At 51.4% G+C, this 25,889-nt stretch carries 23 protein-coding genes; 14 read left to right on the forward strand and 9 right to left on the reverse strand.

Going from position 1 to position 25,889, the window contains the following annotated elements:
• Positions 1 to 109: 109 nt before the first annotated feature.
• A complete protein-coding gene (locus tag ABWO75_RS08730; protein WP_257659092.1) occupies positions 110 to 745 on the reverse strand; it encodes a peroxiredoxin in 636 nt (211 codons plus the stop codon).
• A 172-nt stretch (positions 746 to 917) separates the two neighbouring features.
• On the opposite strand from ABWO75_RS08730, the gene ABWO75_RS08735 reads away from it, so the two are divergent.
• Genes ABWO75_RS08735 through ABWO75_RS08745 form a run of 3 tightly spaced genes read left to right on the forward strand, consistent with a single transcriptional unit; the run spans position 918 to position 3,211 of the window.
• Positions 918 to 1,679 carry an EcsC family protein gene (locus ABWO75_RS08735; protein ID WP_353184624.1) on the forward strand — a complete coding sequence of 254 codons (762 nt, stop codon included), beginning with the start codon at positions 918 to 920 and terminating at the stop codon, positions 1,677 to 1,679.
• 35 nt (positions 1,680 to 1,714) lie between these two features.
• Positions 1,715 to 2,689: a Gfo/Idh/MocA family protein gene (locus ABWO75_RS08740; protein ID WP_353184626.1), complete on the forward strand. Its 975-nt coding sequence runs from the start codon at positions 1,715 to 1,717 to the stop codon at positions 2,687 to 2,689.
• Between the two features lie 12 nt (positions 2,690 to 2,701).
• A complete protein-coding gene (locus ABWO75_RS08745; RefSeq protein WP_353184628.1) occupies positions 2,702 to 3,211 on the forward strand; it encodes a VOC family protein in 510 nt (169 codons plus the stop codon).
• Here the strand turns inward: ABWO75_RS08745 and cls are convergent.
• The gene (gene cls, locus ABWO75_RS08750; protein WP_353184630.1) at positions 3,208 to 4,662 is read right to left on the reverse strand and encodes a cardiolipin synthase; all 1,455 of its coding nucleotides are present in this window, start codon (positions 4,660 to 4,662) and stop codon (positions 3,208 to 3,210) included. The genes ABWO75_RS08745 and cls overlap by 4 nt on opposite strands.
• Positions 4,663 to 4,801: 139 nt before the next feature.
• Between cls and ABWO75_RS08755 the strand changes: the two genes are divergently transcribed.
• The 4 genes from ABWO75_RS08755 (at position 4,802) to ABWO75_RS08770 (ending at position 9,115) form a co-directional block, all read left to right on the forward strand.
• The gene (locus tag ABWO75_RS08755; RefSeq protein ID WP_353184632.1) at positions 4,802 to 5,944 is read left to right on the forward strand and encodes an acyl-CoA dehydrogenase family protein; all 1,143 of its coding nucleotides are present in this window, start codon (positions 4,802 to 4,804) and stop codon (positions 5,942 to 5,944) included.
• 4 nt (positions 5,945 to 5,948) lie between these two features.
• A complete protein-coding gene (locus ABWO75_RS08760) occupies positions 5,949 to 7,091 on the forward strand; it encodes an aldose epimerase family protein (RefSeq protein WP_353184634.1) in 1,143 nt (380 codons plus the stop codon).
• Between the two features lie 73 nt (positions 7,092 to 7,164).
• Entirely contained in the window at positions 7,165 to 8,058 is an 894-nt protein-coding gene (locus ABWO75_RS08765; protein ID WP_353184636.1) for a LysR substrate-binding domain-containing protein, read from the forward strand.
• 70 nt (positions 8,059 to 8,128) lie between these two features.
• The gene (locus tag ABWO75_RS08770; RefSeq protein ID WP_353184638.1) at positions 8,129 to 9,115 is read left to right on the forward strand and encodes a YeiH family protein; all 987 of its coding nucleotides are present in this window, start codon (positions 8,129 to 8,131) and stop codon (positions 9,113 to 9,115) included.
• Positions 9,116 to 9,130: 15 nt separating this feature from the next.
• On the opposite strand, the gene ABWO75_RS08775 is transcribed toward ABWO75_RS08770, so the two are convergent.
• Positions 9,131 to 10,105 (reverse strand): sugar phosphate isomerase/epimerase family protein, encoded by a 975-nt coding sequence (locus ABWO75_RS08775; protein ID WP_353184640.1) that lies wholly within the window; start codon positions 10,103 to 10,105, stop codon positions 9,131 to 9,133.
• A 159-nt stretch (positions 10,106 to 10,264) separates the two neighbouring features.
• On the opposite strand from ABWO75_RS08775, the gene ABWO75_RS08780 reads away from it, so the two are divergent.
• Positions 10,265 to 11,542: a Gfo/Idh/MocA family protein gene (locus ABWO75_RS08780; protein WP_353184642.1), complete on the forward strand. Its 1,278-nt coding sequence runs from the start codon at positions 10,265 to 10,267 to the stop codon at positions 11,540 to 11,542.
• A gap of 13 nt (positions 11,543 to 11,555) precedes the next feature.
• Here ABWO75_RS08780 and purE read toward each other — a convergent pair whose 3' ends face one another.
• From purE to ABWO75_RS08800, 4 genes are read right to left on the reverse strand one after another with little or no spacing between them, the layout of a single operon-like run.
• Entirely contained in the window at positions 11,556 to 12,080 is a 525-nt protein-coding gene (purE, locus tag ABWO75_RS08785; RefSeq protein WP_353184644.1) for a 5-(carboxyamino)imidazole ribonucleotide mutase, read from the reverse strand.
• A gap of 9 nt (positions 12,081 to 12,089) precedes the next feature.
• Positions 12,090 to 13,232 (reverse strand): 5-(carboxyamino)imidazole ribonucleotide synthase, encoded by a 1,143-nt coding sequence (locus ABWO75_RS08790; RefSeq protein ID WP_353184646.1) that lies wholly within the window; start codon positions 13,230 to 13,232, stop codon positions 12,090 to 12,092.
• 25 nt (positions 13,233 to 13,257) lie between these two features.
• A complete protein-coding gene (locus ABWO75_RS08795; RefSeq protein WP_257659079.1) occupies positions 13,258 to 13,761 on the reverse strand; it encodes an NADH-quinone oxidoreductase subunit B in 504 nt (167 codons plus the stop codon).
• Entirely contained in the window at positions 13,758 to 14,354 is a 597-nt protein-coding gene (locus tag ABWO75_RS08800) for an NADH-quinone oxidoreductase subunit A (RefSeq protein WP_353184649.1), read from the reverse strand. The genes ABWO75_RS08795 and ABWO75_RS08800 overlap by 4 nt, the downstream gene beginning before the upstream one ends.
• Positions 14,355 to 14,622: 268 nt before the next feature.
• Here ABWO75_RS08800 and ABWO75_RS08805 point away from each other — a divergent pair, with 268 nt between their 5' ends.
• From ABWO75_RS08805 to ABWO75_RS08830, 6 genes are all read left to right on the forward strand, one after another.
• Positions 14,623 to 15,210: an RNA polymerase sigma-70 factor gene (locus ABWO75_RS08805; protein ID WP_353184651.1), complete on the forward strand. Its 588-nt coding sequence runs from the start codon at positions 14,623 to 14,625 to the stop codon at positions 15,208 to 15,210.
• 59 nt (positions 15,211 to 15,269) lie between these two features.
• A complete protein-coding gene (locus tag ABWO75_RS08810; RefSeq protein WP_353184653.1) occupies positions 15,270 to 16,424 on the forward strand; it encodes a FecR family protein in 1,155 nt (384 codons plus the stop codon).
• Between the two features lie 178 nt (positions 16,425 to 16,602).
• The gene (locus ABWO75_RS08815) at positions 16,603 to 19,983 is read left to right on the forward strand and encodes a SusC/RagA family TonB-linked outer membrane protein (RefSeq protein WP_353184655.1); all 3,381 of its coding nucleotides are present in this window, start codon (positions 16,603 to 16,605) and stop codon (positions 19,981 to 19,983) included.
• An 18-nt stretch (positions 19,984 to 20,001) separates the two neighbouring features.
• Complete coding sequence (locus ABWO75_RS08820; RefSeq protein WP_353184657.1) at positions 20,002 to 21,594, forward strand: SusD/RagB family nutrient-binding outer membrane lipoprotein; 1,593 nt, start codon at positions 20,002 to 20,004, stop codon at positions 21,592 to 21,594.
• Positions 21,595 to 21,606: 12 nt separating this feature from the next.
• The gene (locus tag ABWO75_RS08825) at positions 21,607 to 22,338 is read left to right on the forward strand and encodes a carbohydrate-binding family 9-like protein (protein ID WP_353184659.1); all 732 of its coding nucleotides are present in this window, start codon (positions 21,607 to 21,609) and stop codon (positions 22,336 to 22,338) included.
• A gap of 80 nt (positions 22,339 to 22,418) precedes the next feature.
• Entirely contained in the window at positions 22,419 to 24,023 is a 1,605-nt protein-coding gene (locus ABWO75_RS08830) for a PQQ-dependent sugar dehydrogenase (protein WP_353184661.1), read from the forward strand.
• Positions 24,024 to 24,047: 24 nt separating this feature from the next.
• On the opposite strand, the gene ffh is transcribed toward ABWO75_RS08830, so the two are convergent.
• Both ffh and ABWO75_RS08840 read right to left on the reverse strand, forming a co-directional pair.
• Positions 24,048 to 25,388: a signal recognition particle protein gene (ffh, locus tag ABWO75_RS08835; RefSeq protein WP_257659071.1), complete on the reverse strand. Its 1,341-nt coding sequence runs from the start codon at positions 25,386 to 25,388 to the stop codon at positions 24,048 to 24,050.
• 109 nt (positions 25,389 to 25,497) lie between these two features.
• A partial coding sequence (locus ABWO75_RS08840; RefSeq protein WP_353184663.1) for a zinc metallopeptidase occupies positions 25,498 to 25,889 on the reverse strand: 392 nt, incomplete at its 5' end.

Consider the following 25,889-nt stretch of genomic DNA (forward strand, 5'->3'; position numbering starts at 1 on the left):
TAGGGTCAAGGTTTTTTTGGGCTGATGTGAACTTGTTATAACGAACGCGGTTGGCCCGGACGGGCCAACCGCTTTCTTTATTTACCGAGTGTGAACGGCGTAAATCCGTTTAAATATTCGGTTGAGGAGTCGTCCGCAGGTACGGTTTAATAACTTTATGTCCTTTCGGGAATTTAGCGGGAATATCCTCGGTGGCAATTGCCGGTGATACGACAACGTCTTCGCCATGTGTCCAATCGGCAGGCGTAGCCACGCTGTAATTTGCAGTAAGCTGCAGGGAATCGATCACCCGAAGAATTTCCTGAAAATTGCGGCCTGTGGATGCGGGGTAGGTAATCATTAATTTAACGGCACGATCGGGGCCGATGATGAATACCGACCGGACAGTAGCCGTAGCGGACGCATTCGGATGGATCATATCGTACAATTCCGATACTTTCCGGTCCTCATCCGCAATCAGAGGAAAATTCACTTCGGTTTGCTGTGTTTCGTTGATATCGTTTACCCAGCCCTTGTGGTCGTCGATCGGGTCGACACTCACGGCTAATACTTTAACGTTGCGCTTATCGAACTCATCTTTTAATTGCGCGGTGCGCCCTAATTCAGTCGTACATACCGGTGTGTAATCTGCAGGGTGTGAGAATAATACCACCCAGCTTCCCTCGGTGTAATCGTAGAAGTCAATCTCTCCTACTGTCGTTACCGCTTTGAAATTCGGTGCGGTATCTCCTAATCTTAAACTCATATTTTGTCCTCCTTACTGTTAAATATTAAAAAACAATCTGTATGTCTACAAAGTTAGTAGATTTTGCGGAAAATAAAAGCGGGAACTAAATTTCAGAGAAAATAATGTAATTTTAACGTAACGATTTGCGGTACCGGAACTCAAAGGCAGGTATACGTTACACCAGAAATCTGTGAAGCACAATAGGGACAATGCCGAAATGACACCGCAATACAGGGAAAAAGTATTGATAGAACTGGCTTTCTGGAAGCACCGCATGACGCGGCCACAACCCAAAGGCAGTGTATGGGCAAAGAATATCCAGACGAAAATCAATAACCTGATTCCGGAGAAAGTACATCAGGCAATTACTTTTGCCATTGAAAAGATGGTGAAAGGGGTGCTGTTTGGCGCGCGGTATACTGTACCCGGACCCAAAGAACACCGGAGTTTCCAGCTGCGTGAGGCATATGTGCTGCGCCTGATGGAAACCTACAAAAGAACGGCTTCGGTGGAAGGTGCCGTGACGGGTGCAGGCGGTTTGCTGATGGGTATCGCCGATTTTCCGGCACTGCTGACGATTAAAATGAAACTGCTTTTTGATATTGCGGCGACGTACGGTTTTGATGTGAAACAATACAAGGAGCGGCTCTTTCTGCTAACTGTATTTCAGTTGGCGTTTTCGAGTCACAAACACAGGGAAGAGGTATACAAACGGATCATTCATTGGGACACTTACGCGGCGGACCTGCCTGATGACGTGGATCATTTTGACTGGCGCACATTTCAGCTTGAGTATCGGGACTATATTGACTTGGCAAAAATGGCCCAACTGATCCCGATAATCGGGGCTGCCGTTGGTGCAGTAGTCAATTACCGCTTAACCCAACAACTGGGCGTTACAGCAATGAATGCGTTTCGGATGCGCCTGCTGGAACTGGAAGAAGAGGAATAAATTTAACGGATAACAGCCAAATACGAATCGGGACTATGGAAAAATTGAATTGGGGCATCATCGGCTGCGGCGATGTCACGGAAATAAAGAGCGGACCTGCATTTAACCGCGTGGAGCGCTCGACCCTTGTGGCAGTAATGCGTCGTAATGCAGCGAAAGCCCGCGACTATGCCATGCGACACGGCGTGCCGAGATGGTACGACAACGGATATGACCTGATTAATGATCCGGAGGTAAATGCCATATACGTAGCGACACCACCGCTGTACCACGAAGCTTATACCATTGCGGCCCTTCTGGCAGGGAAACCCGTTTATGTGGAAAAGCCAATGACCCTGACCGCAGCATCCGCGATCCAGATGCGCCAAGCGTCTGAACAAACGGGCGTTAAGCTGACGGTCGCCCATTATCGTCGGGGCCTGCCCTTTTTTAATGAGATTAAAAGGGAACTAGCAAGCGGAGCAATTGGCGAAGTCCGGCTGGTAAACCTGCAGATGCTCCAGCCCCTGCAGTCCGATATGATTGCCAAGTCGGCCGAAAATTGGCGGGTCGACCCCAATATATCCGGTGGCGGACTGTTCCACGACCTGGCTCCCCATCAACTGGATTTAATGCTCTATTTCTTCGGTGACCCGACTTATGCGTCAGGCATTGCATTAAATCAGGGAAAACAATATTCGGCGGACGATGCCGTTGCTGCGGCAATCCGGTTCCAAAGCGGTGTACTATTCAATGGCCTTTGGAGCTTTACCGTACCGCCTGAGGAGACGAAAGACCTCTGTGAGATCATCGGCACGGCGGGTAAGCTCAGCTTTCCGGTCTTCGGTAAGGAATATACACTGCACAAAGGGGGAAAAACGGATCGTTTTGTCTTTGACCACGGTCCGCACATTCAACAGCCCATGATTGAACGGGTAGTTGCACATTTTCTGGACGGAGCGCCAAACCCCTGCACGGCTGCAGATGGGGTCAAAGTAATGCAGCTGATGGATACAATTACAACTAAATAAACGCACAGCATCATGCATGACTCTTATGTTATTCCGGCCCAGACCCGTATCGGCCATGTCCACTTAAAAGTGGCCGACCTCGAGCGCGCTTTGGCATTTTACTGCGGCGTATTGGGCTTTGAGCTGACCATGCGCTATGGTGAGCAGGCTGCCTTTGTGTCTGCTGGTGGATATCATCACCATATCGGGCTGAATACCTGGCATAGCAAAGACGCGCCCAAGGCCAGCCCACAAGGGGTAGGGCTGTACCACCTGGCCATTGTTTATCCCGCGCGACAGGATCTGGCTTTTATTTACCAACGGTTACGTGCGGCCGCCTATCCGCTTACGGGAGCGTCGGACCATGGAGTTTCCGAGGCATTGTACCTGGATGATCCCGACGGGAATGGTGTGGAGCTATACTGGGACCGACCCCGGGAGCTGTGGCCGCAGCAGGCCGATGGCGCATTGGATATGTATACCATACCGCTCGATCTTGGTGGGCTGCTTGCTACCCTGGACGATGGACAGCCATTAACCTAGAGCAGCGGTGAGATTAATCGTGCCGTTTTTTCCAGCAGCTGTTTGTGCAGGGGACGCTGCTCCCACAACTGCGGATCAATCGGGCTTGCGTGGAGGAGATCCTGATCGAAAACATCGCCCAGCTGTTGCGCGATCGCTGTGTCGTATACTACGGCGTTCACCTCAAAATTGAGATCGAAACTGCGCTGGTCCATGTTGGCCGTGCCTACGATCGCAATTTTACGGTCGACCACCATAGTTTTCGCATGTACGAAGCCCTTTTGATATCGATATATTTCTACTCCTGCGTGTAGTAGGTCGTCATAATAGGATCGTGCTGCGGCATTCACCACCACGGAGTCGGAATGACCGGGTACCAGGAGCTTCACGCGGACACCGCCGAGCGCGGCAATCATCAGTGCATCGAGCATGCTTTCCCCCGGGATAAAATAAGGAGTGGTAATCAGCAGCTCCCGGGTAGCCAGACTGATTGCCTGTAATAAGGAAAACAGAATGGTGGGCATGTCGGAATCAGGGCCGCTGGCAGCGATCTGCACAACCTTGTTGCCGGAAACGGGAAATGAAGCCGCTGGTGGGAAAAACTGTTTGTTGGGCTGAAGCTGCTCGTCGGCACAGAAATTCCAGTCGCACAGGAAAAGATACTGCAAATAATTTACTCCCTGGCCAATCAACTGCAAGTGGGTGTCGCGCCAAAACAGCTTCTTCTCCGTGGCGGTATTCACGTATTTGTCGCTGATGTTGATGCCACCAACAAAGGCAGTATGGCCATCAATAACAATGATTTTACGGTGATTCCTGTAATTTAGTCGGTTGGCCAGCGCAATAAAAATGATCCGTGAAAAAGGAAATGCCTGAACGCCAGCCGCACGCAGCCGCTTTACCAGCTTCTTGCGGATGGAGCTGCTGCCGAAGTCGTCGTAGATAAAGCGGACAATCACGCCTTCCTGTACTTTCTGAATCATGAGTTGTTCAAGTGTCCGTCCAATTTCATCGTCCTCATAGATGTAATACTCGATGTGGATGTGATGCCGGGCAGCCTGCATCGCTCGGATAACTTCAGGGAATTTATTCTCGCCATTAATCAATAGCTTAACCTCGTTTCCAGCAGTTAACGCACTTAAACTGTTATTGGCCAGCATATGTGCCAGTTCCCTGAACGGCTGGATTTCCTCGTTTCCCTGTGCGAAAGCCTGCGCCGAAGACCGAAGAATTTCCTGCTTTAACCGCATGTCCAGTTTTTCGTCCTCAATTAATTTTTTGCTGTACATTTTCCGTTTCCGGTAATTGATACCGAAGGAGAAGTAAATAAAGATGCCCACAAATGGCAGAAAAACCACCAGCAACAGGTAAGCCAGTGTCTTGGTGGTGCTACGGGTGTCGTAAATGACCCGCAGACACACCAGGATGACGATGGTAATATACACGATCTGATACAGCAGGAGCCAGTTCATCCCTCGGTTTTTTTATAAAAGTAACATTTAATCGTTACGCAAGGTAACGAGACGTTGTTTTTGATATGGGCGCATCCTGATTATTTTATATTTTTGTTTTCTAACACGTAACACCATCTACGTATTAAACCCGGTAATTATGGTATTCGAACTCTCCGAAGAACAACGTATGATCCGTGATGTTGCCCGTGATTTCGCACAGCAGGAATTAAAGCCCGGCGTAATTGCGCGCGATGAACAACAGCAATTCCCCGCAGCGCAGGTAAAGCGGTTAGGTGAACTGGGGTTCCTGGGTATGATGGTTGCGCCTGAATACGGGGGAGCGGGCCTGGATACTGTTTCCTACGTACTCGCTATGGAAGAGCTGTCAAAAGTAGACGCCTCCGCATCCGTGGTGGTTTCGGTAAACAACTCGCTGGTGTGCTTCGGGCTGGAAAAGTATGGTACGGATGCACAGAAAGAAAAGTACTTAAAGCCTCTAGCCATGGGCAAACAGATCGGGGCATTTTGTCTTTCCGAACCGGAAGCCGGTTCTGATGCCACCTCACAGCGTACTACGGCAGTGGATAAGGGAGATTATTACCTGCTCAACGGTACGAAGAACTGGATCACCAACGGCAGTACAGCAACAACTTACCTGGTGATGGCCCAGACGCATCCCGAAAAGGATCATCACGGCATCAATACCTTAATTGTAGAAAAAGGAACGGAAGGATTTACGGTAGGCCCCAAGGAAAATAAGCTGGGCATCCGGGGTTCGGATACCCACTCGCTGCACTTCAACGACGTAAAAGTCCCGAAAGAGAATCGCATTGGAGCCGATGGGTTCGGTTTCAGCTTTGCGATGAAAGCATTGGAAGGCGGTCGTATCGGAATCGCCGCACAGGCGCTTGGTATTGCATCAGGGGCGTACGAGCTGGCGCTTGCCTATGCAAAGGAACGCCGGACATTCGGCAAGCCTATCGGGCAGCACCAAGCCATCCAATTCAAGCTGGCCGATATGGCAACCCGGATTGAGGCGGCGAGGCTCCTATGCCTGAAGGCTGCCAGGCTCAAGGACCTGGATCTGCCCTATGCCCAAGCCTCTTCCATGGCAAAACTCTTCGCCTCGGAGACGGCAATGAAAATAACGGTAGACGCCGTTCAGATCCATGGTGGATACGGTTATGTAAAGGAATACCATGTGGAACGCCTCATGCGCGACGCTAAGATTACCCAGATTTATGAGGGTACGTCGGAAATACAGCAACTGATCATCGCGCGGGAAATATTAAAAGACTAAATGCATGAAAATAAATAAACACAGCTGTGTCATAGTGGCAATGGCAGCCATCATCACGGGGAACGCGGGCTGCAACCGCACCACTGGTCGCGCTGACGGTGTCCAGATCCCGGTTTCACCGGCCGATTTTGAAACCACGGTCGACGGGACCCCGGTAAAACTTTATACCCTTTCCAACGATGAACTTACTGTAACCATTACGAATTATGGTGCGCGCATCGTTAGCTTGCAGGTGCCGGATCGACACGGAAAACGGGTGGACGTGGTGCTGGGATACCGGGATCTGTCATACTACCAGCAGGAAGGGGAAGCGTATTTCGGGGCCGTTGTCGGGCGCTACGGAAACCGGATTGCCAGCGGACGTTTTTCACTGGACGGACAGGTGCATCAACTGGAGTTGAACGATGGTCCCAATACGTTGCACGGCGGTAAGAACGGTTTTTCAGGAAAAGTGTGGGAAGTGCAGCAGGCAACGGCCGACAGCCTGGTGCTGCGGTATATTGCCGGCGATGGTGAAGCCGGTTTTCCGGGACGGTTGGAGGCTACGGTGATTTACCGGCTGACAGCTGATAACGGACTGGCCATCCGGTACCGTGCCACCACAGATAAACCCACCGTGGTGAACCTGACAAACCACGCTTATTTTAATCTCAACGGGGCGGGTGATTCTACGATCCTGGACCATGTGCTGATGATCCATGCAGATAGCTACACACCCGTTAACGAAACCCTGATCCCTACCGGCGAGATAGCCGACGTATCCGGTACACCGTTTGATTTTCGGGAACCGAAAGCAATTGGCGCACGCATTGACGCAGCGCACGAACAACTGCAGTACGGCCAGGGGTACGATCACAACTTTGTGTTGCGGAAAGGTTCCGGGTTGCAACCGGTTGCCACAGTAACAGGCCCCAAAACCGGTATTGTCATGGAAGTGCTCACCGAAGAGCCCGGCATGCAATTCTACAGCGGCAACTTCATGGATGAAGTGCAGGGTGGCAAGGGCAACCATATTTATCACCACCGTTCGGCCTTCTGTCTTGAAACACAACACTTTCCCGACTCCCCGAACCAGCCGAAGTTTCCCTCCACGGTACTGCGCCCGGGGGAAGTATATCAGACGGAAACGGTCTATCGCTTTCGGTAGCTGAGGGTGGGACGGTGTTCGGTGGGCCCACGGCAAGTTGGCGTATGTCTATATCGAAAAACTAAATTAGCGGATGTTCGATTTCAGATTAAGGGTATTTTATACCGTAGCGAAAAGGCTCAATTTTACCAAAGCCGCGGAAGCGTTGTACATAACGCAGCCGGCTGTAACCAAGCACATCAAAGAAATTGAAAGTTATTTCAAAGTCAAACTGTTCGATAGAAATGGAACCAAGATTAAACTGACACCGGCAGGTGAAACGTTGCTGCATTATGCGGAGCAACTGTTTGCCATTTACCAAAATCTCGAATTTGACCTGGATGGTTTCACGCAAAGGAAGTCAGGAACACTTCGTATCGGTGCGAGTACAACAGCGGCCCAATATCTGTTGCCACCGATATTAGCTGCGTTTCATCATAAATTTGAGGCGGTCAAAGTGCAGCTGGTAACCGGTAATACCGAGCTGATTGAAACGGCTTTACAGCATAAGACCATCGATCTCGGCATTATAGAGGGGAAGTCAAGAAACACGGTTTTTAAATACACCCCTTTTGTGAAAGATGAATTGGTATTGGTGGCTAAAACCGGCCATCCACTGGCTAAAAAATCTGTTGCAAAACCGGAAGACCTTTTGAAATGTTCCTTCCTGTTGCGCGAACCTGGTTCGGGAACATTGGAGGTAATTACACACGCGCTCAAGCAATCCGGTATAAAAATAGGTGATCTGAACGTCGAAATGCAGCTCGACAGCCCGGAGAGTATTAAACTTTACCTGCTCAATTCGGAGGCCCTGGCATTTCTTTCGGTTTATGCTATTTTCAAGGAGCTAAAGAATGCCGAATGTACCGTTATCGATGTAAAGGGCCTTGCTATCGAAAGGCAATTCAACTTCATACAAGCCCAGGGCAATACCGAAACCCTCCCCGATTTCTTTATAAAGTTTGCCGTCAATTATAACTTTAAGTAATGGCAGATTACCAATAGCAATTTCTAATCAGCCCTTTCCATACGGACCTTTGTCGTAAAATATCGTTATTATGGAACAGGGCACTGGAAAGGCTATTAAATCCGGCCGCTTTAACGGCTTTCTTGATCGAAGCATCACCACAAGGGAAGTTATCTTTTTATTGGCAGTGGTATGCTGTTTGTCTCCACTCATATCACCGCCTGTCGCACTTTTAATGGGGCTTGTCATTGCACAATTCATTGGTCATCCTTACTTGCACCTCAACCATCGCGCAACGCACATTTTGTTGCAGATCTCGGTGGTAGGCCTTGGGTTTGGGATGAATGCGTCCAATGCCTTGAAAGCGGGTGAGGACGGCTTCTTGTTTACGATAGCTTCCATAATCGGAACGCTGGTTATTGGCTATTTTATGGGAAAAATCCTCAGAATCGATCGGAAAAGCGCTTATTTGATCGCTGTCGGAACGGCTATTTGCGGCGGAAGTGCGATCGCGGCGGTGTCTCCGGTTATGAAGGCGGAAGAAAAGCAGATTTCTATAGCTTTAGGTACTATTTTTATACTCAATTCATTGGCCTTATTTATCTTTCCTTTCATCGGCAATTCCCTTAACCTGTCGCAGGCACAGTTTGGCCTGTGGAGTGCTATTGCCATTCACGACACCAGCTCTGTCATCGGCGCGGCCGGCAAATATGGAACGCAATCCCTGGAAGTGGCCACAACCGTAAAACTGGCCCGGGCGTTGTGGATTATTCCGGTTGCGCTGCTGTCAGCCTTTCTTTTTAAAAACAGCAGCCGCAAGGTGAAAATCCCGTGGTTCATCGGGCTGTTTATCCTTGCGATGATTGCCAACACCTATATTCCGTTTGTCCGTGATTTCAGCCATTACCTTACCGGGATTGCGAAAGCCGGGTTAACATTGACATTATTTCTAATTGGCTGTGGACTGAACAGAAAGCTACTTTTACGTGTTGGCTTCCGTCCGCTGATTCAGGGCGTTGTGTTATGGGGCATCATCTCTGCCGCGGCATTATGGGCCGTATTGCGTTTCGCCTCTTAAACATCGAATAACCCGCTATTTCAGCAACTGCGTAGCAACATAATCATAACTTTGCCTGATGCTTTCAAACGGATCAATCGTAATGATGTCCTGTTCCACAAAGAGGTGCTGCAGTCCGGCTGTTTCCCGTTGCGCGAATATTTGCTTAAAATCAATGGCACCTGTCCCTACTTCGGCGTAGGTAATGGATGGTAGAATTTCCGTTAGCGGCTTCTGGTCTTGTCCCGGTCCCGTAACGGGGGCCGTATTGGCCTTATCCATATCCTTGACGTGCCACAACGGGAAGCGCCCCGGATACGTTGCAAAATAGTCCGTGCTGCTTACCCCCGATTTCTCCGTCCAGAACAGGTCCAGTTCAAATGCGATTTCCTTTTCCGTGCGGGTTAATAGGATGTCCAGCCCCCTGCTGCCGTCCTCCAGCTGCCGGAACTCCCAAAAATGGTTATGATAGCCCATTTTAAGTCCCGATTTTGCAGCCAGTTCGGCGCCCTTATTAAGCTGATCAGCAATAAATTGGTAGTCGCTCACTGTAAATTGCCCGATCCGATCCATTGGCGGAACCGGCACAACCAAGTATTGCTGTCCCAGTTCCGCAGCCGCATCAATGTAGGTCTTTAACGCCACTTCATCCCCATCACCCGGGGTTAGGAAAGCCGTAAGATTATAATGACCGCTGTATGTTTTTAAGCCGTATTTTTGAAGCAGGCCACCGAAATCAGCCAGCGGGGCACCCCAGAAAGACACCTTTCCCTCCGGACCGATTTCCGGACCGAATGTTTCGACATGGCTGTAGCCGATTTCAGCTACCCGCGATAAGGTGGCTTCCAGCTGACCTGCGAGCAACTCACGCAGTGTATACAGCTGCAGCCCTATTTCTTTGGATGCATGGCCTGTAGAAGGTGAAGAGCAGGCCCAAAATGCGGGCATGCAATAGGCCGCACCCAGGCCCATGCCAACCTGTTTGATAAACGTTCGTCTGTCGTAACTCATGTTGTGATACCGAATAGTTGATCTAATGTAGGCTTTTTGATTAAAAACCCAAGCAGCTAACCCGATATAAATCAATTAATGCCGTACTTTTTTATTAATTTAGTCGAAACCATTAGCATACCGATTATGAATGAAACACGGAGAAAGTTTTTAGGAACAATGACAACGTTGGCATTGTCGGCCGGTACCGCTTCGGCCTTTCCGGGAATCCTATCATCCGGAACAGGCCGCTTTCAGGACCGCAAAATCAATGTCGGGGCAATCGGCATAAACGGAATGGGGTGGTCCGACCTTAACGCTATGCTGAAAAATTCCGATGTACACTGCACGGCGCTCTGCGACGTCGATAGTCGGGTGTTAAAGAAACGGGCGGACGAACTTGCGGAACGGGATATCCGTCCGGCATTATATACCGACTACCGGGAACTGCTCGCCGATCCGCGGGTGGATGCTGTAATCATCGGGACACCCGATCACTGGCATTGCCTGCAACTGGTGGATGCTTGTGCTGCAGGCAAAGATGTATACGTGGAAAAACCGCTGGGCAACTCCATTGCCGAATGCAACGCGATGGTTGCCGCTGCCCGGCGTTACGACCGTGCCGTGCAAGTAGGACAATGGCAGCGCAGCCAGCAGCACTTTGCCGATGCCATGGCATTTGTCCATTCGGGAAAGCTGGGGAAAATCCGGTTGGTTAAGGCATGGGCGTATCAAGGATGGATGAAAAGTATCCCGGTTAAACCCGACGGTCCGGTGCCCGATGGCGTTGATTACACCCGCTGGCTGGGCCCCGCGGAACAACGGCCCTTTAACCCGAACCGGTTCCATTTTGAGTTCCGCTGGTTCTGGGACTATGCAGGCGGATTGATGACCGACTGGGGCGTACATATGCTCGATTTTGCGTTAATCGGCATGCAGGCGACCACCCCGAAAGCAATTATGGCCTCGGGGGGAAAATTTGCCTATCCGGATGACGCCGCTGAAACACCGGATACGCTGACCACGGTCTACGAATTTGAGGATTTCAGTGTGCAGTGGGAACACGCAAATGGTATCGATGGCGGGCCGTATGGCCGTAATCACGGAGTTGCCTTTATAGGCAATAACGGCACGCTGGTGCTCGATCGGCAAGGGTGGGAAGTGATTCCTGAAAAGGACCGGATGGAGGCTGTCCCCTTCCGGAAAAGCCAGGATAATGGACTGGATAAGCACACAGCCAATTTCATCGATGTGGTGCGCTCGCGGAAACTCGACGAACTGAACGCACCCATTACCGCAGGTGCACATATCGCTATTTTTTCCCAGATGGGAAACATTGCTTACCGGGTGGGAGAAAAAATTTACTGGGACGCCAAGGCCGGCCGCTTCACCAGTGAGAAGGCTAACCGCTTGTTGGCAGCCGCCTACCATAACGGCTATCAGCTGCCATCAGCATAGCTGGTTCGGATAGTCAGTGTGCCCGGCTTGAAGCAGCAGCCTCTTCGACCTCCCGGGCGGTTTCTTCGACTTTCCTGGCCAGTTCGGCCTTGTATTGAAGCAACCGTTCGGCCAGCTGTGCGTCGGATATGGCCAGTATCTGGGCTGCCAGTATTCCTGCATTCATAGCGGCATTCAGGGCCACGGTAGCTACCGGAATCCCATTGGGCATCTGCAAAATGGAGAGCACGGAATCCCAGCCGTCAATGGAGTTGGATGATTTTACCGGTACACCGATGACCGGCAGGTGCGTGATGGAAGCCACCATACCCGGCAGGTGTGCTGCCCCTCCCGCGCCGGCAATAATCACCTTCAGGCCGCGCGCGGCCGCATGCTGGGCATAATCAAACATACGCTGCGGTGTACGGTGTGCCGATACGATGGTAACCGCTACCCGGGCACCTAAACGGGTGAGAATATCTACCGCATCCTGCATGACCGGCAAATCCGATTTGCTGCCCATGATGATGCCGACTTCCGGTGTCTGATCTATTGCCATTTTGCGCTGTTATGTAATTACTTTAATCGTTTGTTGTACCCTTCTGGCTGTTTCAATAGCCGCTTCCCGGTCTTCGTTGACGATGCATATGTGCCCCATTTTCCGGAAGGGTTTAGTGTATTTTTTTCCGTAAAGGTGTAAATATACACCTTCCATTGCTAAAATTTCTTCAACCCCTTTATAATAGGCCAGCCCTTCGTGTCCTGCCTCGCCCAATAAATTTACCATCACCGCGTTGCTGCGTGTTGCCGTGTTGCCCGGTGACAGATTGAATATGGCGCGGAGATGCTGGGCAAACTGCGAGGTAAAATTGCCTTCAATGCTCTGGTGTCCGCTGTTGTGGGGGCGGGGTGCCAGTTCATTAACCAGCAATTGCCCATCCCGGGTAAGAAACAATTCTACGGCAAGCAGGCCGACGATCTGCAGGTCCTCGGCAATTTTTCTCGCCAGCATTTCGGCCCGTTGCTGAATTTCAAAAGGCAGCGTAGCCGGCGATATCAGGAACTCCACCAGATTTGCTTCCGGATTAAATTCCATCTCCACGCAGGGGAATGTCGCCACGTCCCCCCGTTCGTTCCGCGATACGATAACGGCAAGCTCCTTTTCAAAGTCCACCCATTCCTCAATCAGGCTGGGTGCGTCAAAAGCCGTTTCCAGATCGGATTCATCCACCAGTTTTTTTACCCCCCGGCCATCGTAACCGTCTTTACGGAGCTTCTGGATGTAGGGCAATTGCATGGGGGTACTGAATAGGTTCTCCCGCGATGAGATCAGCTGGAACGGCGCCGTTGGAATGTTATTCTGCTTAAAAAAATGTTTCTGCAGTCCCTTATCCTGTATCAGGCGGATAACACGCGACTGCGGATAAACCAATACACCTTCTTCCTCCAGTTTTTCGAGTGCATCCACATTCACTTTTTCGATCTCGATGGTAATCATATCGAGGTTCTTGCCAAAGTCATAGACCGTGTCAAAATCAGTTAGGGCACCGCATTGAAAATGATTGCAAAGGTTGCGGCAGGGCGCGTTTTTATCCGGGTCGAGGATATGGATGTTGACATTGAAGTTAATCGCTTCTTGGATCAGCATCCGACCAAGCTGACCACCTCCGAGGATACCCAATTGTAATTCGCCATAAAAATCTTTTGCCATAGGTGATTTGGAATGTTTATGAAGGTTAAGCGTGTGTTGATTGCAGCTTGTCGGCGATGATGTGCTCCTGCTCGATTTTTTTCTGTAATTCCAGGAACGCACCGATCAATGCTTCGGGCCGTGGAGGGCAGCCCTGCACGTAAATATCTACCGGAATAACCCGGTCGACCCCTTTTACCACATGATATCCATGCTGCCAATACGGTCCGCCGCAATTGGAGCAGGAGCCCATGGAAATCACATATTTGGGATCGGGCATCTGTTCGTATAGCCTCCGGATGCGGTCGGCCATCTTGAAGGTCACGGTTCCGGCGATGATCATCACATCCGATTGCCGGGGCGAGGGCCTTGGGAAAACGCCGAACCGATCCAAGTCATAAGTCGCAGCCATGGCCCCCATCATTTCAATGGCGCAGCAGGCAATACCGAAACTCATCGGCCACATAGACGATAACCGGGCCCAATTGAGCAGGTCATCCAGTTTGGCGATGACCACTCCATTGCTTTCCAGCTGTTTATTCATGCTCATGGTGTTGTTCCGGGTTTCTTGAATCTGGGTTTGAAGGCCGGGGCTTTGGTTTCGGGAGCCTCCGTTTTCGATGCTTCTTTTATTTCGGACGGTCGCAACGGCTCAAACGGCTGTACCCGATACCGTTCCCGGTTTAACCGGTCATAGGCCGCACCGGGAATATTGACCTGCACCCGGGGTGTTATTACCCGGGGTTTGATCCATTCCAGGTCGCCTTTCCGCCATACATATACCAACCCCACAATCAGTATCCCCACGAAGACAAACATCTCCAGTAAAGTGAACCATCCCCACCGCGGGTCGGCTGAGATAAAATCCGCCTGACCAAAAACCGTAGCCCAGGGGAAAATAAAGATTAATTCGACGTCAAATAATAAAAAGACCAGGGCGATGACGTAAAACCGGGCATTGAACTGAATCCAGGAACTTCCCTGTGCTTCTTCGCCGCATTCATACGTGCTCAGCTTTTCTTTGGTCGGCTTCTTTGGTGAGATGATTTTACCCAATAGCAGGGTAAACAAAACCAGCAGCGCACCCACAATCCCCATGAGGAGGATTTTACCAAATTCCGTAAGTTGCGCCGGGTCGTCCATGGTTCAAAGATACGGAATTTATTATTTTGACGCATGCGGTATTTTTTTCCGGGGAGTATACCCCCTCCCCGCCGGGTGCCCGTCTATAGTTTGACAGCCAGTAATAAAAGAGTAACCAAATTATGACAGGTAACGCTTTACGAAGTTTACTAACTTTATCTTAACTGTTAACTCCCGGCTTAAAATCAATAGCTGTGCATGCAGCTGTTGCTATTTTTATATGCCGGTTTTGACTGGCTTTTGGAACATTGTTTAATACCTAAAGGTGATGTCATTGCAGACAAACTTATCTGACCAGGAATTAGTCGTTTTATTGCAGCGTGGAGATGCCGCCGCTTTTACCACGGTGTTTCATCGCTATTACGGGCTGTTATTTATCCATGCTTATAAAAAACTCCGCGACGCGGAACAGGCGAAGGATGTGGTACAGGAGCTGTTCACCACCTTGTGGGTACGGCGAGAGCGTCTTTCGTTAACCAATGACAACCTGGCTGTTTACCTGTATACCGCCGTCAGGAACCGGATTCTCGATGTCATTGCCCGCCAGCAGGTGCGCGAAAAATACATCCAGTCACTTCAGGGTTTTATCGACCGGGAGCAAACCGGCACCGATTACCGGGTAAGATCGCTTGATCTGGCCGCACTTATTGAGGCGGAAATATCGGCCCTTCCCCCCAAGATGCGTGAGGTATTCGAGATGAGCCGGTACGAAAACCTGAGCCATAAGGAGATTGCAGAGAAACTGGAACTATCGGAGCTGACGGTGCGTACTCACGTAAAAAAAGCCCTGCGAATTTTGCGTATGCGGCTCAATATCGGAGTTTATTTTTTGGCGGTGATCGGGTATTTTTTCTGAAACCTATACCCTTTGACCCGGCGGAATTCGTCTACAACTAACAATCACATCGGTGTGGTATGACAAAACGAAGTGCTCAAGACTTATTGGAAAAGTACCGGACAGGACGTTGTACGGCTGAAGAACGGCGGTTGGTGGAGGCGTGGTTTGCTGAATTGGGCGAGGAAGCCTATCCAGAGGAGGATTTGGTGAACGATACGCAGCAGCGCGCTTGGTCGGCCATGAAGCCTTTGCTCCCAATCAGGCGACCGCTTTGGAAGCCGGTGGCAGCTGCAGCAGCCGTGCTTATTTTGGTATTGGCAGGCCTATATGGTTATTATTACAGCAATTCGGAAAGTGAAAAGCAGACGGCTGCTGCCGACGGTGGGGCAACACCGATCGTCCCCGGAGGGAGAGAGGCTGTGCTGACCCTCTCCGATGGTTCGAAAATAAGCCTTGACGATGTTGGGGAGGGCAATCTGGCTGTGCAGGGGAACGCAAATGTCGTTAAGCTGGAGAATGGGCAGATTACCTACCGCGAGAATGGCCAGTCGGCGGCAGGTGGACAGAACGTATTGCAGACGCCCCGCGGTGGTCAGTATACCGTCACGTTATCGGATGGCACGAAAGTATGGCTGAACGCCGAGTCATCCATTACGTATCCCACGGCGTTTACCGGCAAAGAACGCCGGGTAAGCATCACGGGCGAAGTCTACTTTGAGGTAGCCCACCGGTCCAACCAGCCATTTTACGTCGTTTCCGAACACCAGGAACTGAAGGTGTTGGGTACGCATTTCAATGTCGAGGCTTACGGCGATGACAGCGAAACCCGCACGACGCTGCTGGAGGGCAGTGTACGGATAACCCCTGCTGGCTCGGGTTCCTCCGGAGCGGCCGCGCCGCACGGTACCATGCTGAAGCCTAAACAACAGGCAGTGATAGCTCCCGGCAGTAAAACCGTCGGCGTCAGTGCCGTCAATCCCGACGATGTCGTCGCGTGGAAAAATGGACTCTTCGTCTTCAATAATGAATCCATGGAAAGCGTGATGCGGAAAATAGCCCGCTGGTATGACGTACAGGTGGTATACGAAGACAGCCAGCCAAAGGAAGAACTCTTCGGCGGATCCGTATCCCGTTTTGATGACGTAACCACGGTGCTGCGCATGCTGGAAAAAACAGGAGATGTGCGCTTTCAGGTCAAGGGAAGAACCATCTTTATTTATGCCGGTCAATGACAAATGTGGCCGTGTGCAACACAGTAAACTAACCGGAATATAGTGTATGAAAAGAAAGGTGCCCCCCTAACCGGGGTTTCCCTCATATTATAGGCAAAAAGCCAGGGGCGGTTGCGACGCCCCCGGCATCAAATGTCTTGCTTCAACAAAGAATCACTTTTTTAAAACAGACAACCAAATGTATAAAATTTCTATGAAAAAGCCTGCGGATAGCACCGTGGGTATGCTACACAAATCCTGGATTGTGATGAAACTCAGCATTGCCATATTACTGGTCACCATGATGGAGGTAAGCGCTCATGGATATGCGCAGGAAATTACCTACCGTAATGCGCACGCGCGGTTAGAACAGGTGTTCAGTGAGATCCGCAAACAGACCGGATATAACGTGCTGTGGTCGGCCCGTCGGCTGCAATCGGCCAAAACGGTAAGTGTCAATTTCAATAACACACCGTTGGAAGAAGCGTTGGAGATCTGCCTGGCCGGCCAGCCTTTCACCTACAGCATTGAGCGAAAAACGGTATTGATCCGCGAAGCGCCCGAACCCATCAGGGTCGTCGATACCCGGCCTGAAAATCCGCCGGCGGTTGATGTAAGCGGAAGGGTTACAGACGCCAGTGGACAGCCTATTGAAGGGGTGACCGTTCAGGTCAAAGGGGCACAAAACGGAACCTATACCAATGCGGCGGGAGAATTTACCATCGATGCTCCCGCCAACGGCGTATTGGTAGTGAGTTCCATCGGATTTCTCACCCAGGAAATCCAGGTTAACAATCAATCGACGATCCAGATTATCCTGCAAAGCGATGAACAGACATTGGGTGAGGTCACGATTACCGCACTGGGTTTGGAGCGGAGCACGCGGAGCCTTACCTATGCCACGCAGAACGTTTCCGAAGAAGAGTTAAACCGCGTTAAGGACCCCAATTTTATGAACTCGATGGCAGGTAAGGCGGCAGGTGTCGTCATTACGAAAGGCAGTGGCGGTCCGGGAGCATCCACACGGGTGTTGCTACGGGGAAACAAGTCCATTTTAGGATCCAACCAGCCGTTATATGTCATTGACGGTGTACCGATGAACAATGCGTCCAGCACGTCGAGCAATACGCTGTTCAGCCAACAGGATTACGGTGACGCCATTTCCAACCTGAACCCGGAGGATATCGAAAGCGTACAGGTGCTTCAGGGCGCTTCGGCAGCAGCGCTATACGGCAGCCAGGCCGCAAACGGGGTGATCCTGGTCACCACCAAAAAAGGTAAAAAGGGCAGTTCCACGGTTCAGTTCTCCTCAACAGCGACATTTGAAAACCCGATTGGCTTACCCGAAAACCAGACTGGATACGGGCAGCGTGAGCCGGGCGTAAGCAACGAGAGCTGGGGGCCGGCCATTACCAATGGTGCAAACTCGCATATCCCGGACTTTTTCAATACCGGTGCCAATTACCTGAACAGCCTTTCCATTTCCACCGGCAGCGAAATCGGACAGGTTTACTTCTCCTACGGCAACACGCATGCGAAAGGCATCGTCCCCGAAAACCGGCTGAACCGGAACAACTTTAACTTAAGGGCAACCACCCAATTATTTGACGATAAACTTTCACTGGATGGGTCTGTAAATTACATTAACCAGGGCGTATACAACCGTCCGCAATCGGGCTACTACCTAAGCCCTATATTCAGCCTGTATTTATTCCCGACGGGAGATGATTTTTCAAAATACGATGCCAATCATTTTGAAACTTGGGATCCCGTACGGAAATTATACCGGCAAAACTGGCCCTATATCGTGAATGAGGCCAGCTCTAACCAAAATCCGTACTGGATTCAGCACCGCAACCAGAACGATATGATCCGGGAGCGCACCATCGCGGCTTTTACAGCAAAATATGCATTGACCGATTGGCTGGACATCCAGGCCCGGACTACGTATGACCGCGTGCAGGACCGTTACGAACAGCGGCTCTTTGCTACGACGGATCCGCTGCAGGCTTCCGCAAACGGGGACTATACCAAAAATACGTCCAGCACGGACCAATGGTACTCCGATGTATTGGTGACTGCGAACGATAACTTGGGGGATAATATTTCTCTTTCCGCAACGCTGGGCGCAAGTAACACGTATATTAAAACGTCTGCAACCAATCTGGGCAGTATAACGGCATCCGGACTTTCATATGCAAATTATTTCTCGGTAGCAGCACTGCAGTTTCCGTTCGATGCATCGGAAAGCCTGAGGAAGACCCTGAACCAGGCCGTTTTTGCGTCGGCAAACATCGGTTATAAATCCATGCTGTACCTCGACGTGACCGGCCGGAACGAATGGAGTAATACGGTTAATTTGCCCTTTTTCTACCCTTCCGTCGGACTGTCCTATGTCCTGACCGAATCCATTGGGTCCAGCGACGTGCTTTCATTCGCCAAATTACGGGCTTCGTATTCGGAAGTGGGCAATACGCTGCCGTTTGGTGTGGCGAATTACCGCCCTCCCTATTCGATAGATAACAATGAGAACGTTAACCCAAGGGGAACGTTACCTTACTTCAACGGCACGGACACCGTCGACCTGAAACCCGAACGTACCCGGTCGTTTGAGCTGGGCGCCGAACTCCGGCTCTTGCGGGATAAACTGTCGGTAAACCTAACGTACTATAACGCGACAACATATGATCAGGTATTTACGATCGGTGCTCCCGCAGGGTCTGGCGCATCGGAATTTTATATCAACGGGGGTACCATACGGAACAAGGGATTTGAAGGGTTGATCAGCTACCAGGTGGGTGAAGGCGATTTCCAATGGACACCGAGCATCAACTTTTCGCGCAACATCAACCAGATTGTGCAGCTGAGCGATCTGCTGACCACACCGCGGTTTGTGTTGACGTCCATTGATGCGACCCGCCAGGTGCAATTGTTCCTGACACGTCCGGAAAACGGAAATTACGGGTCGTACGGTGATCTATATGGCAAACGGATACAATACAATGAAGATGGAACGGTAGTTACCGATAACAACGGCCTGCCGGTGCTGTCGGCTAACCCCGACGAATACATCGGCAACGCTAACCCGGATTTCCTTGCCGGCTTCAATAATACGTTTGCTTATAAGAACTTTTCCCTCGGATTCCTGATCGACAGCCGCTGGGGAGGAGAAATTGTATCCGTTACCGAAACATGGCGTGACTGGAAGGGACTGTCGCAGCGTACCGCCGACGCCCGTAATGCCGGCGGCGTAATGGTGAACGGCAACCTGGTGGACGCGGAAGCTTACTTTAAGCGGATATCGGGTACCGGACAGCAGGGGGCTGCGGAGCTTTACACGTTTGACGCGACTAACATCCGTCTCCGCGAACTCAGCCTGAGCTACCGGTTCCCGCAGTTTGCAAAGGGAATTAAAGATCTGAATATTTCCTTCGTGGGGCGCAACCTCTTTTTCTTCCACAAAGAAGCACCGTTTGATCCGGAAGTCAGTATTGCGCCAGCCAACGGACTGCAGGGGCTGGAAGGATTTAACCTGCCATCTACCCGCTCTTACGGTGTTTCATTGAGGGCTACGTTTTAACATTAATGACTTAGAAAAATGAAAAGATATCACAACATAATACGCCAAGGCAAACAGACCCTCCTATGCGCCATATCGTTGGTATTGGTGAGCGCCTGTACTGACCGGTATGAAAATGGCGACCTGAAACAATTTTCGGACGAACTCGCTGAAACCGACGGCGTAAAAGGCGGTATGTTATTGCCGGGAATGATGAATAACATCGTTATCGCGACCGGCTCCGCAAATTATCAACGAGACAACAACCACAACGGCGACGCATTCAGCGGATACTTGTCATCGCCAACCCCGTTCCAGGGAAACATCCAGAACCGGACCTATGCCATGTCCGATACCTGGAACAGCCCGGTGTGGTCGAGGCCCTCAGAAACCGTTTTGAACCCCTGGTTGCAAACAAAGAAAGAAGAAAATGATGTCAAATACCCTGATCTGTACGCCATCGGGCTCATCTGTAAGGTCTTTGTCGGTCATCGACTGGTCGATGTATTCGGCCCCATTCCTTATACACAATACGGGTCTGCGAGTGAGGTTTCGTTTGATTCCGAAGAAGCGGCCTATAATGCTTTTTTCGAAGACCTGGCCTGGGCTGTTGATGCACTAACCACCGCGGAAAATGAAAGCCCCGATGGTGATCAGTTTCGTTTCGCCCGGTTTGACCAGTCGTTATATAAAGGAGACTATGCAAAGTGGATCCGGATGGCGAATACGCTGCGGCTGCGGCTGGCCATGCGAATCTCCAATGTGAATCCCGAAAAAGCCCGGACGGAAGCAGAGGCTGCAGTGAATCATCCCTTTGGGGTGCTGACCGCCGAAGACGGTTCCTTCGCTGTCATTGCGCCCACGACCCATCCGTTGGAGCAGATGTCCAATGCGTGGTCGGATGTTCGGATGGGGGCTACGATTGTCAGCTACCTGAAAGGATACAACGATCCGCGGCTGGAAACTTATGCGTTACCTGCCGTTGACCCGGCCGTTGAGGGCGAGTACATCGGTATCCGGAACGGAATAGACATTTCCCTGAAAGATACCTATGTTAATTTTTCGAAACCGAATTTCCAGCAGACTACGCCGGTGAAGATCATGGACGGTGCCGAGAGTTACTTTTTGCGGGCGGAGGGTGCGCTGAAGGGCTGGAACATGGGCGGCACGGCCCAGCAGTTTTATGAGTCCGGCGTCCGTGCGTCATTTGACCTGAATGACGTCGGCGGAGTAGACGATTACCTGAATAATGCAACGGCTGTCCCATCGGATTATACCGACCCCAAAAATCCGGACAATAACGGCGGCATCCTGACGCATACTACAGTGAAATGGGATGAAGGTGCAAGCGCCGACGAGAAACTGGAGCGCATAATGATCCAGAAATGGCTCGCCATCTATCCCGAGGGCCGCGAAGCTTGGGCGGAGATCAGGAGGACGGGCTATCCAAAGGTATATCCGAATGTGGTGAATTACAGCGGCGGCCTGATCCCGGAAGGGGCGTTTATCCGACGGCTTACCTATCCAACGTCAATTACCAATGCCAGCAAGGCAGCGGTGGATGAGGCGGTAAGCCAGTACCTGGATGGCAATGACAGCCCATATACGCTGTTATGGTGGGATGTTGAATAATCAGCTTCATCAATGACACTGTTGTTTATATGCATAAACCTGGTATGGAGCCTGGTGGGAAATTTACCTTCCCACCAGGATAAACCCGTCGAGCCGGAGCTCCGCGTGAGCCGGACAGCCGATTTCCAGGTGGATGGTACCGGGCAGTCAGCCGCATGGGAACAAGCCGAGTGGGTGATGCTGCCCATGCAGGAAGGCAGGGTATCCTACGAAACAAAAATTAAAACGCTTTATTCCGAAACAGGAATCTATTTTCTTTTCCAATGTGAAGACCAGCAGCTTAATGCCACGATCGAGGAAGATTTCGGATCGCTGTTCAGGGAAGATGTCGTGGAGGTCTTTTTGCGCCCCGACCCCTCCCTGCCCATCTACCTGGAATATGAGCTTTCTCCGCTGAACTACGAACTGCCGCTGCTGATTGTCAATATCGACGGGAAGTTTAGCGGCTGGCGACCCAGTGGATATGGAGAAGGACGCAAAGTAGTTCACGCCACGTCAGTACAAGGAGGTGAACGGGTAAGCGGTGCGGCGATAACCGGCTGGACCGGCGAATTATTTATCCCCTTCCAGCTGCTAAGCCCGATGGTACAGGGCCGCCCGGAACCCGGAACGGTATGGAAAGCCAATTGCTACCGGATCGATTACGATCAGGGATATGCATCGTGGACGTGGCAGCGGACTACCCCCGGTGTTCGGGGAAGTTTTCACCAGATGGAAAAATTTGGATCATTGATTTTTGAATAAAATCCATTTATCATCCGTAATTTCGGATTAATATTGCATCATGCAAACTAAACAAGCACTTTGTAAAACAACATAAATTCATGAAGAAGACCACTTTTGCGGCCACGCTGTGCGTGGGTGGGTTATTGTTATGCTGGGCATGCCAGTTTGGAGCCGGTGGGGAAACCGCGGATGCCAATGCCTGGCAGGCGCCCGAGTGGGCCGATACGCTTAAGAATCCGATCAGGACCGCTTCGCCGGAACTGGATCAGGGAGAAACGCTGTACGCGACATACTGTGCAACCTGCCATGGCGAGCGGGGGCAGGGCGATGGTACCATGGGCGCGGAGTTTGAAGTGAAGCCGGCTAATTTCCACTTACCGGCATTCCAAAAACAGACGGATGGTGCGATATTCTGGAAAATTTCCGAAGGGAAGGGTCCTATGCCTTCATATAAAGGTTCGCTGAACGATGACCAGCGTTGGCAATTGGTGGCTTACCTGCGAAAAATATACGATGCCAAAAATAACGTAAAGCCGGAAGACGCAGTAAACAGATACCTGCCGGCGGAGCAATTTACCATTGATCCGGCACTGCACAGCGACTATATCCCGTTGCCGAAGGGGGTGCGCAACGCAATTCAATCAGAAGAATTGGTATTTATGGCCGATACCGTAGTCAGTGGTCTCGAACGGCCCTGGGGTATCGCCTTCCTGCCCGACAACAGGATGCTCATTACCGAACGGGAGGGAGGGCTGCTGCAGGTCAAAAACGGCAAGCTGCAGGCTACACCCATTGGTGGGGATGTACCCAACGGACTGCGCGATATCAAGCTGCACCCCAGCTTCAGTACCAATAAACTGGTTTACCTGACCTATTACATCGAGCCCACCGATACGGATGGCGGTTATACTGTGTTGATGCGCGGACGGCTGGAGGGGGATAAACTGGTGAACGGCGAAGAGCTGTACCGGGCGGGCCCGTTTAAGGAGGGAGGCGAAACCTATGGCAGCCGGATTACGTTTGACCCGGCAGGGTTCCTGTACATCACCGTGGGCCAGCGTACCATTGACGACCGGCACCGGTGGCTGACGGTTCAGGATAAATCGAACGCCTCCGGAAAAGTGATGCGGCTTAACGACGACGGCAGCATTCCCGCCGACAATCCGTTTGTCGACAGTACCGGCTCGTTACCGGAAATATATACCTATGGGCACCGCCAGCCGCAGGGGCTGACCACGGACCCCCAGACGGGCGAGGTCTGGGAAACGGAGCATGGCGAAATGGGTGGATCGGAACTTAACCGCCTAACGTACGGAGGGAACTTCGGCTGGCCATTGGTTACGTTCAGCCGGAATTACGATGGCACACTGATCTCACAGGATACCGCGCGCGAAGGTATGGTGTCACCTGCAGCCCATTTTATACCTTCCATTGCCCCGTCCGGTTTTGATTTTGTATATGGCAATATGTATCCGGGCTGGGATGGCAATGTGTTTATTGGCGCGATGATACAGGGCCGGCTGAGCCGTACGGTACTCAAGAACGGGGTAGCGGTACACGATGAACGCCTGCTCGAAAATATTGGGCGTATCCGCGACGTGAAAGTCGGTCCCGACCAATTCCTATACCTGGTTATTGAAGATAAGAAAGTGAAGGATAACAGCCGCATTGTCCGGCTGATTCCACTGAAATCAAAAAGTTAAGCTTATGTGCCTGTTGCCGGTGGGTTATTTGCCCATCGGCATCTTGGGCATTCCCCGCATCATGCGGGCCATGGCTGCTGGGTTTGACATTTGCTTCATCACCTTGCGCATATCGCCGAACTGTTTCATCAGCTTATTTACCTCGGCCAGTTCCGTGCCCGATCCACGGGCAATCCGTGCACGCCGTTTCTGGTCGATGACATCCGGATTTTCCCTTTCGTAGGGTGTCATGGAGTTGATGATCGCTTCAATGGGCTTAAAGGCATCGTCGTCAATATCCACATCCTTAATGGCTTTTCCTACCCCGGGGATCATGCCCATCAGGTCTTTCATGTTGCCCATCTTTTTGATCTGCTGGATCTGGCTGCGGAAATCGTTAAAGTCAAATTTGTTTTTACGGATCTTGCGCTGCAATTCGGCGGCTTCCTTCTCGTCGAACTGCTGCTGTGCCCGTTCCACCAACGAAACCACGTCGCCCATGCCCAGGATACGCGAAGCCATCCGATCGGGGTGAAACACATCAAGTGCTTCCATCTTTTCGCCGGTACCGATAAACTTAATCGGCTTGTTTACAACGGACTTGATGGACAATGCAGCCCCGCCTCGGGTGTCGCCGTCCAGTTTGGTAAGTACCACGCCGGTAAAATCAAGCCGGTCATTGAAGGCCTTGGCCGTGTTTACCGCATCCTGCCCGGTCATGGCATCCACCACGAATAGGATCTCGTGGGGTTGCGTGGCGTCCTTTACCGCGGAAATTTCATTCATGAGCGCTTCATCGATGGCCAGCCGCCCGGCCGTATCGACGATCACCACGTTCTGTCCGTTGCGCTTGGCTTCGGCCACGCCCGCCTGTGCAATGGCGATCGGGTCTTTGGATTCCTTATCGGCATATACCGGCACATCAATCTGTTCACCCAATACCTGCAGTTGGTCAATAGCCGCCGGCCGGTATACGTCGCCGGCCACCAGCAGCGGTTTCTTTCCCCTTTTTTCCTTTAGCTGTTTAGCCAACTTGCCGGAGAACGTGGTCTTACCCGCACCGTTTAGTCCGGCAATCAGGATGACCGTAGGGTTTTTGGACAAATCCAGCTCGGTAGCTGAACCGCCCATGAGCTCGGTCAGCTCATCGTTCATGATCTTGGTAAGCAGCTGTCCGGGGGAAATGCTGGTGAGCACATTCTGGCCGAGCGCTTTCTGTTTTACCTCATCGGTAAATGCTTTAGCCGTTTTGTAGTTTACGTCGGCGTCCAGCAGCGCCTTGCGGATTTCCTTCATGGTTTCCGCCACGTTGATCTCGGTAATATTTCCCTGGCCCTTTAGTACCTTAAAGGCCCTGTCCAGCTTATCCTGTAAATTCTGAAACATGATCCGTTATTATTGTAAAAATGAACGAAGTGCAAAGGTACAAAATCCAGCGCACAAAAAAACCCGTCCGGTTGCGGACAGGTTTTATGTTCTTGATGCGTTACGTGCGTTAGTCGCGGCGACCCAGCAGCATGCTGGCGTAATACAGCAGGGTAACCAGGGATGACAGTGCCGCTACCACGTAAGTCATGGCCGCCCACCACAGCGCATCCTTAGCGCCGTCATGTTCGGCGCTGCTGTGCGTAACGCCTTTATTGTCGAGCCACGCCAGTGCCCGTTTGGAAGCGTCGAATTCCACCGGCAGGGTTACAAAGCTGAATAGTGTGGTCACGGCCAATGCCGCTACCCCGATGGCCAGCACCCAGATGTTTCCGGAAAAAGCCGCCAGAAGCACACCGATCATCAGTACCCAGGTCACCATCCGCGAAGCTACGCTGACCAGCGGAACCATGGCCGAGCGGAACTGGAGCCAGGAATATGCTTTCGCGTGCTGCACCGCGT

This window comes from Parapedobacter lycopersici, from assembly GCF_040395035.1.
GTDB lineage: Bacteria > Bacteroidota > Bacteroidia > Sphingobacteriales > Sphingobacteriaceae > Parapedobacter > Parapedobacter lycopersici_A.

Excerpts from the sequence above, each read along its gene's own strand:
- ABWO75_RS08730 (WP_257659092.1), bottom strand. The coding sequence starts at position 745 with ATGAGTTTAAGATTAGGAGATACCGCACCGAATTTCAAAGCGGTAACG.
- ABWO75_RS08740 (WP_353184626.1), top strand. The coding sequence starts at position 1,715 with ATGGAAAAATTGAATTGGGGCATCATCGGCTGCGGCGATGTCACGGAA.
- ABWO75_RS08745 (WP_353184628.1), top strand. The coding sequence starts at position 2,702 with ATGCATGACTCTTATGTTATTCCGGCCCAGACCCGTATCGGCCATGTC.
- cls (WP_353184630.1), bottom strand. The coding sequence starts at position 4,662 with ATGAACTGGCTCCTGCTGTATCAGATCGTGTATATTACCATCGTCATC.
- ABWO75_RS08755 (WP_353184632.1), top strand. The coding sequence starts at position 4,802 with ATGGTATTCGAACTCTCCGAAGAACAACGTATGATCCGTGATGTTGCC.
- ABWO75_RS08760 (WP_353184634.1), top strand. The coding sequence starts at position 5,949 with ATGAAAATAAATAAACACAGCTGTGTCATAGTGGCAATGGCAGCCATC.
- ABWO75_RS08765 (WP_353184636.1), top strand. The coding sequence starts at position 7,165 with ATGTTCGATTTCAGATTAAGGGTATTTTATACCGTAGCGAAAAGGCTC.
- ABWO75_RS08770 (WP_353184638.1), top strand. The coding sequence starts at position 8,129 with ATGGAACAGGGCACTGGAAAGGCTATTAAATCCGGCCGCTTTAACGGC.
- ABWO75_RS08775 (WP_353184640.1), bottom strand. The coding sequence starts at position 10,105 with ATGAGTTACGACAGACGAACGTTTATCAAACAGGTTGGCATGGGCCTG.
- ABWO75_RS08780 (WP_353184642.1), top strand. The coding sequence starts at position 10,265 with ATGACAACGTTGGCATTGTCGGCCGGTACCGCTTCGGCCTTTCCGGGA.
- purE (WP_353184644.1), bottom strand. The coding sequence starts at position 12,080 with ATGGCAATAGATCAGACACCGGAAGTCGGCATCATCATGGGCAGCAAA.
- ABWO75_RS08790 (WP_353184646.1), bottom strand. The coding sequence starts at position 13,232 with ATGGCAAAAGATTTTTATGGCGAATTACAATTGGGTATCCTCGGAGGT.
- ABWO75_RS08795 (WP_257659079.1), bottom strand. The coding sequence starts at position 13,761 with ATGAGCATGAATAAACAGCTGGAAAGCAATGGAGTGGTCATCGCCAAA.
- ABWO75_RS08800 (WP_353184649.1), bottom strand. The coding sequence starts at position 14,354 with ATGGACGACCCGGCGCAACTTACGGAATTTGGTAAAATCCTCCTCATG.
- ABWO75_RS08805 (WP_353184651.1), top strand. The coding sequence starts at position 14,623 with ATGTCATTGCAGACAAACTTATCTGACCAGGAATTAGTCGTTTTATTG.
- ABWO75_RS08810 (WP_353184653.1), top strand. The coding sequence starts at position 15,270 with ATGACAAAACGAAGTGCTCAAGACTTATTGGAAAAGTACCGGACAGGA.
- ABWO75_RS08815 (WP_353184655.1), top strand. The coding sequence starts at position 16,603 with ATGTATAAAATTTCTATGAAAAAGCCTGCGGATAGCACCGTGGGTATG.
- ABWO75_RS08820 (WP_353184657.1), top strand. The coding sequence starts at position 20,002 with ATGAAAAGATATCACAACATAATACGCCAAGGCAAACAGACCCTCCTA.
- ABWO75_RS08825 (WP_353184659.1), top strand. The coding sequence starts at position 21,607 with ATGACACTGTTGTTTATATGCATAAACCTGGTATGGAGCCTGGTGGGA.
- ABWO75_RS08830 (WP_353184661.1), top strand. The coding sequence starts at position 22,419 with ATGAAGAAGACCACTTTTGCGGCCACGCTGTGCGTGGGTGGGTTATTG.
- ffh (WP_257659071.1), bottom strand. The coding sequence starts at position 25,388 with ATGTTTCAGAATTTACAGGATAAGCTGGACAGGGCCTTTAAGGTACTA.